The organism is Candidatus Streptomyces philanthi (assembly GCF_059553635.1).
On sequence record NZ_JCANQV010000178.1, the window covers coordinates 1 to 12,181 of the forward strand.

The following is a 12,181-nucleotide window of genomic DNA, read 5'->3' on the forward strand; positions in this document are numbered from 1 at the left end:
GCCTGTACCGGATCTCCGGTACGGGCCCCTTCGGCGTGTCCTACGCGGACCGCTCGTACGCCGGGCGGCCGGGCGGGGGCGCGGCGGCCCGCGCCCTCGGTGCGGCGGGGTGGTCCCGCAGGCGGAGGCCGGTCAGGCGGCGGGTGCGGCGCAGTTCGTACAGGGCGAGGACGGTGACCAGTACCGGGGCCCCGAGGACGAAGACCACGCCCAGGGTGAGCCCGAGGCCGTGCAGATCGCCGGTCACCAGGTCCGGGACCGCCGTCAGCCAGGAGGTGAGCGCGGCGAGGACCGGGGGCAGGCAGCGGTGGACGGCCGCGGTCCCGAAGAAGTTGCCGGTGATCCGCACGGCGGCGGCGCCCACGAACCAGACCAGCCAGAGGGCGACGGGGCCCAGCAGCAGCGGGTAGGCCCTGTTCTGCAGGAGCAGCCACGTCGTGACGGCGGCCGCGACGAAGGTCAGCAGCAGCCGGAGCGCGCCGAGCAGCCCCGGCCGCAGCGGGCGCAGGGGCGCCTCGCGGCGCCAGACCAGCATCAGCGATCCGACCGACAGCGGCGCGACGACCAGCAGGACGGCGCTGGCGACCAGCAGGTTCTCCAGCGCCTCGGTGAGGTCGAAGTCCCGGGCGACGAAGGTGTACAGGCCGGTCGTCACGAGCATCCCGGCGACGACCCGCAGCCGCTTGAGGCGTTCCACCACGGGATCGAGGGGCTCGGGTATCCATCCCGGGCGGAACACCCGCCGGGCCGCGTGGTGCGGCCACAGCGGGCTCCGCCCGGATCGTCTCCCCGTACCGGCCATGGCCGTCTCCCCCGTCCGCACCCACAGATGATCTTCGCGGGGATCTTATGCGACGGTTCCGGGGCGGGGACGGGGAGGACGGCCGGCGCCGGTCAGCGTCCCCGCATCTCGCGGTAGGCGGCGACCAGGGAGGCCGTGGAGGCGTCCAGGCCGGGGACGTCGGCGCCCTCGGTGAGGGCCGGTTCGACGCGCTTGGCGAGGACCTTGCCCAGTTCGACGCCCCACTGGTCGAAGGAGTCGATGTTCCACACCGCGCCCTGGACGAACACCTTGTGCTCGTAGAGGGCGATCAGCTGGCCCAGGACGGACGGGGTCAGCTCCTTGGCCAGGATGGTGGTGGTGGGGTGGTTGCCCTGGAACGTCCGGTGCGGGACCAGTTCCTCGGCGACGCCCTCGGCGCGGACCTCGTCGGGCGTCTTGCCGAAGGCCAGCGCCTGGCCCTGGGCGAAGAGGTTGGCCATCAGCAGGTCGTGCTGGGCGGCGGTGCCGGGCTCCAGGTCGTCGACGGGCCGGGCGAAGCCGATGAGGTCGGCCGGGATCATCTTCGTGCCCTGGTGGAGCAGCTGGTAGTAGGCGTGCTGGCCGTTGGTGCCGGGGGTGCCCCAGACCACCGGGCCGGTCTGCCAGCGCACCCGGGAGCCCTCGCGGTCCACGGACTTGCCGTTGGACTCCATGTCCAGCTGCTGGAGGTAGGCGGTGAAGCGGGACAGATAGTGGCTGTAGGGCAGGACGGCGTGCGACTGGGCGTCCCAGAAGTTGCCGTACCAGATGCCGAGCAGGCCCAGCAGCAGCGGGGCGTTCTCCTCCGGCGGGGCGGTGCGGAAGTGCTCGTCGACGAGGTGGAAGCCGGCGAGCATCTCGCGGAACCGCTCGGGGCCGATCGCGATCATGAGGGAGAGGCCGATGGCGGAGTCGTAGCTGTAGCGGCCGCCGACCCAGTCCCAGAACTCGAACATGTTCGTCGGGTCGATGCCGAACTCGGCGACCTTGGCCGCGTTGGTCGACAGCGCCACGAAGTGCTTGGCGACGGCCTCCTCACCGGCTCCCAGGCCGGCGAGCAGCCAGTCGCGCGCGGAGGTGGCGTTGGTGATCGTCTCGATGGTGGTGAAGGTCTTCGAGGCGATGACGAACAGCGTCTCGGCCGGGTCCAGGTCGCGCACGGCCTCGTGCAGATCGGCGCCGTCGACGTTGGAGACGAAGCGGAACCGCATCTCGCGGTGGGTGTAGGCGCGCAGTGCCTCGTACGCCATGGCGGGGCCGAGGTCGGAGCCGCCGATGCCGATGTTGACGACGGTGCGGATCTGCTTGCCGGTGTGGCCCCGCCAGTCGCCGGAGCGGACCCGGTCGGCGAACGTCGCCATCTTGGTCAGCACGGCGTGGACGGCGGGGACGACGTTCTCGCCGTCGGTCTCGACGACCGCGGAGCCGGGGGCGCGCAGCGCGGTGTGCAGCACGGCGCGGTCCTCGGTGATGTTGATCTTGTCGCCGCGGAACATCGCGTCCCGCAGCTCGGCCACCCCGGTGGCCGCGGCCAGTTCGCGCAGCAGCAGCAGCGTCTCGTCGGTGACGAGGTGCTTGGAGTAGTCGAGGTGCAGGTCACCCACCCGGAGGGTGTACCGCGCGGCGCGGTCCGGCTCCTGCGCGAACAGCTCGCGGAGCTGTACCTTGCCCAGTTGCTCCCGGTGCTTGCCCAGCGCGGCCCACTCGGGCATCTGGTCGAGCCTGCTGCGGCGTTCTGCGTTCATCTCGGACATCAGCCTTCTTCTTCTCGTACCGGCCCCGCCGCCCCAACCTAAATGATCGCAACCCCCTCACCGGTGCCGGTATTCCGCCGGTCACCGGAAGGGCCGGTATCCGGACGGGGGCGCGGCCGGCCGGCGGAACGCGAACGGCCCGGCCGGAGAGGGTTCTCCTGCCGGGCCGCCGAGCTGGTGGGTCCGTCAGATCTCACCGCGGAGCTTGGCCAGCGCCTCGGCGAGGATCGCCTCGCCGTCGGCGTCGGTGCGCCGCTCCCGCACATACGCGAGGTGGGTCTTGTACGGCTCGGTGCGTGGCGGGTCGGGCGGGCTGTCCCGGTCCTTGCCGGCCGGGAAACCACAGCGCGGGCAGTCCCAGGTGTCCGGGACCTGCGCATCGCCGGCGAAGCTGGGCTGTGTCTCGTGCCCGTTGGAGCACCAGAAGGAGATACGGACGCGGGGTGCCGACTCACCGCGCTCCGCCTCTCCCATCGGCCCCGCCCCGACCCGACTTCCTCGGATCGCGTTGCCACTTGCCACGGTCGTAACTCCCCTGCGTAACGGTGCTGCGAGCGTCTCACTCCAGCTGCGCTGCGGGCGCCTCAATCTGTGTAAGGCCCAACGCGCGTCCCCTGACGGGAGTTACCCACCCGTCGCAGGACGCCGCCCTCATGATAGGCCGCGCCTCCGACGGTATGTCAGCTTCCGAGCTTCATCAGGATGCCGAGGACGACGATGCAGGCGAACCAGAGCAGACCGATCACGATGGTGATGCGGTCGAGGTTCCGCTCCGCGACGGAGGAGCCACCGACGGTCGACTGCATTCCGCCGCCGAACATGTCGGACAGACCGCCGCCCTTCCCCTTGTGCATGAGCACCAGCATCATCAGCAGCAGGCTGAAGATGATGAGCGCGATCGAGAACCCGATGACCACGACTGGACCAACTCTCTAGGACTGGCGGACGGCTCAGGGCCGACGGACGGAACCGTTCGTTCCGCCGCCGGCGGCGACGGACTCGCGACCCGACGACGCGAATCGTGCGGGGCCGGGAGGCGCGTGGAACGCCGGACCCGGCCCCGACAGGGTACGACGGGCCGGGCCCGTCGTCATAGCGACGACCGCGACCTACTGGTCCCGGAAACGGACGATCTTCACGAACTCGTCGGCGTGCAGCGCGGCACCTCCGACCAGCGCGCCGTCGACGTCCGGCTGCGCCATGATCGCGGCGACATTGCCGGACTTGACCGAGCCGCCGTACTGGATGCGGACCTTGTCGGCCAGCTCCTGGTCGTACAGCTCCGCGAGGCGGCGGCGGATCGCGCCGCAGACCTCCTGCGCGTCCTCGGGCGTGGCGACCTCGCCGGTGCCGATGGCCCACACCGGCTCGTAGGCGATCACGATCGACTCGGCCTGCTCGGCGGGGACGCCGTCGAGGGCGCCGTCGACCTGGGCGAGGGTGTGCGCGACCTGGTTGCCGGCCTTGCGGACGTCCAGGCCCTCGCCGACGCACAGGATCGGGGTCAGGCCGTGCTTGTAGGCGGCCTTGACCTTGGCGTTGCAGGTCTCCTCGTTCTCGCCGTGGTACTGGCGGCGCTCGCTGTGCCCGATGGCGACATAGGTGCACTTGAGCTTGGCGAGCATCGGACCGGAGATCTCTCCGGTGTAGGCGCCGGCGTCGTGGGCCGAGATGTCCTGGGCGCCGTACTTGATCTTCAGCTTGTCGCCGTCGACCAGCGTCTGCACCGAACGGAGGTCGGTGAAGGGCGGCAGCACCGCCACCTCCACGGCCTCGTGGTCCTTCTCGGTGAGCGCGAAGGCGAGCTTCTGGACATGGGCGATGGCCTCAAGGTGGTTGAGGTTCATCTTCCAGTTGCCCGCCATCAGCGGGGTACGTTCCGTCACGGTTGTTCAGTCCTCCAGAGCGGCGAGGCCGGGGAGCGTCTTGCCCTCGAGGTATTCGAGGCTGGCGCCGCCGCCGGTCGAAATGTGGCCGAAAGCATTCTCGTCGAAGCCGAGAAGGCGGACCGCCGCGGCGCTGTCACCGCCGCCGACGACGGTGAAAGCGGCCGAGTCCAGCAGTCCCTGCGCGACGGCCTTGGTGCCGTTCGCGTAGTCGGGGTGTTCGAAGACGCCCATCGGGCCGTTCCAGAAGACGGTGGCCGCGTCGGCGAGCTTCGAGGCGTACAGCTTGCGGGTTTCCGGACCGATGTCCAGGCCCTCCTGGTCGGCCGGGATCGCGTCGGCGGCGACGGTGGCCGGGTGGGCCGGGGCCTTGGTCCTCAGGTCCGGGAAGTCGGCGGAGACCAGCACGTCGACGGGGAGGACGAACTCCACGCCGCGCGCCTCGGCACGGGCCAGGTACTCCCGGCAGGCCGGGATCTGGTCCTCCTGGAGCAGCGAGATGCCGACCTCGTGGCCCTGGGCCTTGAGGAAGGTGTACGCCATGCCGCCGCCGACCAGGATGCGGTCGGCCTTGTCCAGCAGGTGGTCGATGACGCCGAGCTTGTCGGAGACCTTGGCGCCGCCGAGCACGACGACGTAGGGGCGCTTGACGTCCTCGGTGAGCTTCTTCAGCACGCCGACCTCGGTGGCGATCAGGTCGCCGGCGGCGTGCGGCAGGCGCGCCGGGAGGTCGTACACGGAGGCGTGCTTGCGGTGGACGGCGCCGAAGCCGTCGCCCACGTACACATCGGCGAGTTCGGCGAGGCGGTCGGCGAAGGCGCCGCGCTCGGCGTCGTCCTTGCTGGTCTCGCCGGGGTTGAAGCGCAGGTTCTCCAGGACGGCCACCGCGCCGTCGCCCAGCGCGCCGACGACGGCGCGGGCCGAGTCGCCGACGGTGTCGGTGGCGAACGCCACATCGCGCCCGAGCAGTTCGCCGAGGCGGGCGGCGGCGGGGGCGAGGGAGAAGGCCGGGTCCGGTGCGCCCTTGGGGCGGCCCAGGTGCGAGGCGACGATGACCTTGGCGCCGTGCTGGGCGAGCTTGGCGATCGTCGGCTGGACGGCGCGGATGCGGCCGTCGTCGGTGATGGTCGTGCCGTCCAGCGGCACGTTCAGGTCGGCGCGGACGAAGACCCGCTTGCCCGCGATCCCGTCCGCGATGAGATGGTCGATCGTCTTCATAGGAAGTGACTCCGTTGCGTGAGGTGCGTCATGGAACGGGGCCCGTACGCCGCGTCGTCGCGTCGTACGGGCCCCGTCCTCACTTCTCGTGCCGTGCTCGGACAGCGATCAGAGTTTGCCACCCACGAAAACGGTCAGGTCGACCAGGCGGTTGGAGTAGCCCCACTCGTTGTCGTACCATCCGACGATCTTGACCTGCTTGCCCTGCGACATCGTCAGAGAGGAGTCGAAGGTGCAGGAAGCCGGGAAGTTGACGATGTCGGAGGAGACGATCGGGTCCTCCGTGTACTCCAGGATGCCCTTGAGCCCGCCCTCGGAGGCCTTCTGGAAGGCGGCGTTGATCTCTTCCTTGGAGACCTCGCGGTCCAGCTCCACGACCAGGTCGGTGACCGAGCCGGTGGGGACCGGGACGCGCATGGCGATGCCGTCCAGCTTGCCCTTGAGCTGCGGGAGGACCAGCGCGGTGGCCTTGGCGGCACCGGTGGAGGTCGGGATGATGTTCTCCGCGGCGGCGCGGGCGCGGCGCAGGTCCTTGTGCGGGAAGTCCAGGATGCGCTGGTCGTTCGTGTAGGCGTGGACCGTGGTCATCAGGCCCTTGACGATGCCGAAGTTCTCGTCCAGGACCTTGGCCATGGGCGCCACACAGTTGGTGGTGCAGGAGGCGTTCGAGATGACGTCGTGGCGGGCCGCGTCGTACTTGTCCTCGTTGACGCCCATCACGATGGTGATGTCCTCGTCCTTGGCCGGGGCCGAGATGAGGACCTTCTTCGCGCCGCCCGCGAGGTGCTTGGCGGCGTCCTCGCGCTTGGTGAAGATGCCGGTCGACTCGATGACGATGTCGACGCCCAGCTCGCCCCAGGGAATGTCGGCCGGGTTGCGCTCGGACAGCACCTTGATGACGTGACCGTCGACGGTGATGGTGTCGGCGGTGTGCGTCACCTCGGCCTTGAGGCGGCCGAGGATGGTGTCGTACTTGAGCAGGTGCGCGGTGGTCGCGGTGTCACCCAGGTCGTTGACAGCCACGATCTCGATGTCCGCACCCTGCTCCAGCAGCGCGCGGAAGTAGTTGCGCCCGATGCGGCCGAAGCCGTTGATGCCTACGCGGATCGTCACGAACCGATCTCCTCGTTGGTACGCCGGTCAGAGACCGGCGAGCTGTATGGGTTGTCCCCGACCGCCTCCGACCCTACCTCCAATACGAGACGCACGTGACATTGACATCGGGCCGCACTCCGTACTCATATGACGCTCCCCGCACTCATTCGACACTCATATGACGCCCCTTGTACTCATTTGACATAGGGCCTGTTCCGGACACCCGTGGCCGGTTCCGAACGCACCGCGCCCCCGGTACCTGACGGTGGCCGGGGGCGCGAGGGGACGGGCAGGGGCGGTCAGCCGACGACGCCCTCGGCCATCTCCTCGGTGAGGTTGGACTCGGTGCCGGGGATGCCCAGGTCCTGGGCCCGCTTGTCGGCCATCGCCAGCAGCCGGCGGATGCGGCCGGCGACGGCGTCCTTCGTCAGCGGCGGATCGGCGAGGGCGCCCAGCTCCTCCAGCGACGCCTGCTTGTGCTCCATGCGCAGCCGGCCGGCGGCCGCGAGGTGCTCGGGGACCTCCTCGCCCAGGATCTCCAGGGCGCGCGAGACCCGGGCCCCGGCGGCGACCGCGGCGCGCGCCGAGCGGCGCAGGTTGGCGTCGTCGAAGTTGGCGAGGCGGTTGGCCGTGGCCCGCACCTCGCGGCGCATCCGCCGCTCCTCCCACGCCAGCACCGACTCATGGGCGCCCAGCCGCGTCAGCAGCGCACCGATCGCGTCACCGTCGCGGACCACGACACGGTCCACCCCGCGCACCTCGCGTGCCTTGGCGCCGATGCCGAGCCGACGCGCGGCGCCCACCAGGGCCAGTGCCGCCTCGGGGCCGGGGCAGGTGACCTCCAGGGAGGAGGAGCGGCCCGGTTCGGTGAGCGAACCGTGGGCCAGGAAGGCGCCGCGCCAGGCCGCCTCGGCGTCGCAGGTCGCGCCGGAGACGACCTGCGGGGGCAGGCCCCGGATGGGGCGGCCGCGCCCGTCGACCAGGCCGGTCTGCCGGGCGAGCTGGTCACCGCCGGCCACCACCCGCACCACGTAGCGGCTGCCGCGCCGCAGCCCGCCGGGGGCCATCACCACCAGGTCGGAGGAGTGTCCGAAGATCTCCAGCACGTCCTTGCGCAGCCGCCGCGCGGCGATGCCGGTGTCCAGCTCCGCCTCGATGACGATGCGCCCGCTGACCAGGTGCAGGCCGCCAGCGAACCGCAGGACGGACGAGACCTCCGACTTCCGGCAGCAGGTCCGGGTGACGGGGAGCCGGGAGATTTCGTCCTTCACCGCTGCCGTCATCGCCATGGGCCGATCCTTCCATGCATCCGAAAAATACGGTCGTACGCGGCGGCCAGCAGCTCGGGGTCGTGCCGGGCGGAAACGCCGCCGGCCGGGGACCGGGAGTCGCCGCCGCGGGCGGCGACCGCGGCCAGCTCGACCTCGCTGCCGACGAGCTGCTTGGCGGCAGTCGTCAGACCTTCGGTGTCGGGCACGGCGTCCCGGTCGGCCAGCACCACGTCGAAGGCGAGTTTAGGGGCGTGTCGGGCCAAAACCTCCAAATGACGCTGCGGGGAGAAGCCGTCGGTTTCGCCCGGCTGGGGGGCGAGGTTCAGCGAGAGGACCTTGCGGGCCTGGGTCTCCTCCAGCGCCGTACGCAGCTCGGGCACCAGCAGATGGGGGATGACGGAGGAGAACCACGAGCCGGGGCCGAGCACCACCCAGTCGGCGTCACGGACCGCGGCGACCACCTCGGGGACGGCCGGCGGGTCCTCGGGGACCACATGGACGGACTGCACCTCACCACGGGTGAGCGCGACCGTCGCCTGGCCTCGGACCGTGGCGACCTCGTCGGGGCGGCCCTTGTGATGGCCCTTGACCTGGGCCTGGAGCTCCAGGGGCACCGCCGACATGGGCAGCACCCGGCCATGGGCGCCCAGCAGCCTGCCGACCAGGTCCAGTGCCTGTACGGGGTCGCCGAGCTGTTCCCACAGGGCGACGATCAGCAGATTGCCGACGGCGTGGTCGTGGAGTTCGCCGCCGCTCTTGAAGCGGTGCTGGATCACCCGGGCCCAGGTCTGGCCCCAGTCGTCGTCGCCGCAGAGCGCGGCGAGCGCTTTGCGCAGGTCGCCGGGCGGCAGGACGCCCAGCTCGTCGCGGAGCCGGCCGCTGGAGCCGCCGTCGTCGGCGACCGTGACCACGGCGGTCAGGTCGCGGGTGATCCGCCGCAGCGCGGCGAGCGAGGCGGACAGGCCCATGCCCCCGCCCAGTGCCACCACCTTGGGGGTGGCACCCCTCTTCGCGCGGCTGCCGGGCACCAGGGTGCGGACCCGGCGCAGCCGCACCGCACGCCCGGTCACTCGCGCCCCATGTCCCGGTGGACGACGACGGTCTCCACACCTTCGGCGACCAGCCTGCGGGCAAGCTTCTCGGACATCGCCACGCTGCGGTGCTTGCCGCCCGTGCAGCCGACGGCGATGGTCACATAGCGCTTGCCCTCGCGGCGGTAGCCCTCGGCGACGATCCGCAGCAGCTCGGCGTAGCCGTCCAGGAACTCCTTGGTGCCGGGCTGGTGGAAGACGTAGTCGGAGACCTCTTCGTTCAGACCGGTGAAGGGGCGCAGCTCGGGCACCCAGTGCGGGTTGGGGATGAAGCGGCAGTCGACGACCATGTCGGCGTCGACCGGCAGGCCGTACTTGAAGCCGAAGGACATGACCGTGGCGCGCAGCTCGGGCACCTCCTCGCCGGCGAACTGGGCGTCCATCTTGGCGCGCAGCTCGTGGACGTTGAGGCTGGAGGTGTCGATCACCAGGTCGGCGTCGCCGCGCAGTTCGCGCAGCAGATCACGTTCGGCGGCGATGCCGTCGACGATCCGGCCGTCGCCCTGGAGCGGGTGCGGGCGGCGCACCGATTCGAAGCGGCGGACCAGGGCGTCGTCGGAGGACTCCAGGAAGACGATGCGGCGCTTGACGTTCTGGGCGTCGAGGGTGGCCAGGGACTCCTTGAGGTTGTCGAAGAAGCGGCGGCCGCGGACGTCGACGACGACGGCGATCTTGGCGACATTGCCCTGGGAGCGGGCGCCCAGGTCGACCATCGGGGGGATCAGCTCGGGCGGGATGTTGTCGACGACGAACCAGCCGAGGTCCTCCAGGCACTTGGCCGCCGTGCTCCGGCCGGCGCCGGACATGCCCGAGATGATCACCAACTCGGGGATCGCGGCGCTCTCTCCCTGGTCGGACTCGCGCATCGTGCCCGTACTCACCTGTGCACCGTCTCTCTCGGTTCCCTGCGTTTCGTGCGGTGTACTCATCTGTCCTGCCCCCGTTCCGGCGGTGACGCGGCCGGTGCGGCCCCGTCATCCTCCATGATCTCTCCTGTGGCGGTGTTCACCGCGGGACCCGCCGGTGCGGCGGCGGCCAGCGCCGCGAGGACCGTCTCGGCGGTCCTGCGGCCGATGCCCGGGACCTCGCAGATCTCGTCGAGGGTCGCGGCGCGCAGCTTCTTCAGCGAGCCGAAGTGCTTGATCAGCGCCTTGCGGCGGGTCTCCCCCAGGCCCGCGACGGAGTCCAGCGGGGAGGACTTCAGCCGCTTGGCGCGCTTGCCGCGCTGGTAGCCGATGGCGAAGCGGTGGGCCTCGTCGCGGACCCGCTGGAGGAGGTAGAGGCCCTCGCTGCTGCGCGGCAGGACGACCGGGTCGTCGTCATCGGGCAGCCAGACCTCCTCCAGCCGCTTGGCGAGGCCGCAGACCGCGACGTCGTCGATGCCGAGTTCGTCGAGGGCGCGGCGGGCGGCGGCGACCTGGGGGGCTCCGCCGTCGACGACGACGAGCTGGGGCGGGTAGGCGAAGCGCTTGGGGCGGCCGTCCTCGTCGGTGAGTTCGGGGCCGGGCGCGTCCGTGCCGTCCGGCTCGCCGGCCCATTCGCCGGTCCGCTGCTTCTCCTGGAGGTAGCGCTTGAAGCGGCGGCCGATGACCTCGTGCATCGAGCGGACGTCGTCCTGGCCCTCGAAGCCCTTGATCTGGAAGCGGCGGTACTCGCTCTTGCGGGCGAGGCCGTCCTCGAAGACGACCATGGAGGCGACGACGTCCTCGCCCTGGAGATGGGAGATGTCGAAGCACTCGATGCGCAGCGGCACCGAGTCCAGGTCCAGGGCTCGGGCGATCTCCTCCAGGGCGCGGGAGCGGGTGGTGAGGTCGGAGGCGCGCTTGGTCTTGTGCAGGGCGAGGGCCTGCTGGGCGTTGCGGCCGACCGTCGCCATCAGGTCCTTCTTGTCGCCGCGCTGGGGGACGCGCAGGGAGACCTGGGAGCCGCGGCGGTCGGAGAGCCACTGCTGGACGGGTTCGGCGGGCTCGGGCAGCGCGGGGACCAGCACCTCCTTGGGGACGGCGTCGCCCTTCTCCTCGCCGTAGAGCTGCTGGAGGGCGTGTTCGACGAGGCCGGCGGTGGTGACGGCCTCGACCTTGTCGGTGACCCAGCCGCGCTGGCCGCGGACCCGGCCGCCGCGGACGTGGAAGATCTGTACGGCGGCCTCCAGCTCGTCCTCGGCGACGGCGATCAGATCGGCGTCGGTGGCGTCGGCGAGCACCACCGCGCTCTTCTCCATCGCCCGTCTGAGCGCGCCTATGTCGTCCCGCAGCCGGGCGGCCCTCTCGTACTCCATCTCCTCGGCGGCCTCCTGCATCGCGCGCTCCAGACGGCGCAGATGGGCGCCGGTGCGGCCGGCCATGAAGTCGCAGAACTGCTCGGCGAGTTCGCGGTGCTCCTCGGCGGAGACCCGGCCGACGCAGGGCGCGGAGCACTTGCCGATGTAGCCGAGCAGGCAGGGGCGGCCGATCTGCGCGGAGCGCTTGAAGACACCGGCGGAGCAGGTGCGGACGGGGAAGACGCGGAGCATCAGGTCGACGGTCTCGCGGATGGCCCAGGCGTGGCCGTAGGGGCCGAAGTAGCGCACGCCCTTCTTCTTGGCGCCGCGCATGACCTGGACGCGGGGGAACTCCTCGTTCAGGGTGACCGCGAGGTACGGGTAGCTCTTGTCGTCGCGGTACTTGACGTTGAAGCGGGGGTCGAACTCCTTGATCCAGCTGTATTCGAGCTGGAGCGCCTCGACCTCGGTGGTGACCACGGTCCATTCCACGGAGGCGGCGGTGGTGACCATGGTGCGGGTACGGGGGTGGAGGCCGGCGAGGTCCTGGAAGTAGTTGGCCAGGCGCTGGCGCAGGCTCTTGGCCTTGCCGACGTAGATGACGCGGCCGTGCTCGTCCCGGAACCTGTAGACCCCCGGCGAGTCGGGGATCTGTCCCGGCTTGGGTCGGTAGCTGCTGGGGTCTGCCATGACCACCACCCTACTGACCACCACCGACAATCCGGGGGTCCGTGCCCGTTCCGTCCGGCCCGGCCATGGCCGGCGGGGGCCCCGGTCCGTCCCGGACGGCGGACCGGGGCCCCC

General features: G+C 70.9%; 11 protein-coding genes. All 11 read right to left on the reverse strand.

What is annotated here, in order from left to right; translation table 11 throughout:
• Positions 1 to 40: 40 nt before the first annotated feature.
• On the reverse strand, positions 41 to 700 hold the full coding sequence (locus AC51EU_RS19970; RefSeq protein WP_496268370.1) for a hypothetical protein: 660 nt from the start codon (positions 698 to 700) through the stop codon (positions 41 to 43).
• A 194-nt stretch (positions 701 to 894) separates the two neighbouring features.
• Positions 895 to 2,547, reverse strand: a complete 1,653-nt coding sequence (gene pgi / locus AC51EU_RS19975; protein WP_496268378.1) for a glucose-6-phosphate isomerase — start codon at positions 2,545 to 2,547, stop codon at positions 895 to 897.
• A 195-nt stretch (positions 2,548 to 2,742) separates the two neighbouring features.
• Positions 2,743 to 3,078 carry an RNA polymerase-binding protein RbpA gene (locus AC51EU_RS19980; RefSeq protein ID WP_496268371.1) on the reverse strand — a complete coding sequence of 112 codons (336 nt, stop codon included), beginning with the start codon at positions 3,076 to 3,078 and terminating at the stop codon, positions 2,743 to 2,745.
• 158 nt (positions 3,079 to 3,236) lie between these two features.
• Positions 3,237 to 3,473 (reverse strand): preprotein translocase subunit SecG, encoded by a 237-nt coding sequence (secG, locus tag AC51EU_RS19985; protein ID WP_274916296.1) that lies wholly within the window; start codon positions 3,471 to 3,473, stop codon positions 3,237 to 3,239.
• A gap of 192 nt (positions 3,474 to 3,665) precedes the next feature.
• On the reverse strand, positions 3,666 to 4,442 hold the full coding sequence (gene tpiA, locus AC51EU_RS19990; protein WP_496268372.1) for a triose-phosphate isomerase: 777 nt from the start codon (positions 4,440 to 4,442) through the stop codon (positions 3,666 to 3,668).
• Between the two features lie 6 nt (positions 4,443 to 4,448).
• Positions 4,449 to 5,660 (reverse strand): phosphoglycerate kinase, encoded by a 1,212-nt coding sequence (locus AC51EU_RS19995; protein ID WP_496268373.1) that lies wholly within the window; start codon positions 5,658 to 5,660, stop codon positions 4,449 to 4,451.
• A 108-nt stretch (positions 5,661 to 5,768) separates the two neighbouring features.
• Positions 5,769 to 6,773 carry a type I glyceraldehyde-3-phosphate dehydrogenase gene (gap, locus tag AC51EU_RS20000; protein ID WP_496268374.1) on the reverse strand — a complete coding sequence of 335 codons (1,005 nt, stop codon included), beginning with the start codon at positions 6,771 to 6,773 and terminating at the stop codon, positions 5,769 to 5,771.
• Between the two features lie 281 nt (positions 6,774 to 7,054).
• Positions 7,055 to 8,044, reverse strand: coding sequence for a DNA-binding protein WhiA (gene whiA, locus AC51EU_RS20005; RefSeq protein WP_496268375.1), 990 nt, complete (start codon positions 8,042 to 8,044; stop codon positions 7,055 to 7,057).
• On the reverse strand, positions 8,035 to 9,096 hold the full coding sequence (locus AC51EU_RS20010) for a gluconeogenesis factor YvcK family protein (protein WP_496268376.1): 1,062 nt from the start codon (positions 9,094 to 9,096) through the stop codon (positions 8,035 to 8,037). Before AC51EU_RS20010 ends, whiA begins: the two co-directional genes overlap by 10 nt.
• Complete coding sequence (gene rapZ, locus AC51EU_RS20015) at positions 9,093 to 9,983, reverse strand: RNase adapter RapZ (protein WP_496268379.1); 891 nt, start codon at positions 9,981 to 9,983, stop codon at positions 9,093 to 9,095. Before rapZ ends, AC51EU_RS20010 begins: the two co-directional genes overlap by 4 nt.
• A 59-nt stretch (positions 9,984 to 10,042) precedes the next feature.
• Positions 10,043 to 12,067 (reverse strand): excinuclease ABC subunit UvrC, encoded by a 2,025-nt coding sequence (gene uvrC / locus AC51EU_RS20020; protein ID WP_496268377.1) that lies wholly within the window; start codon positions 12,065 to 12,067, stop codon positions 10,043 to 10,045.
• Positions 12,068 to 12,181 lie beyond the last annotated feature (114 nt).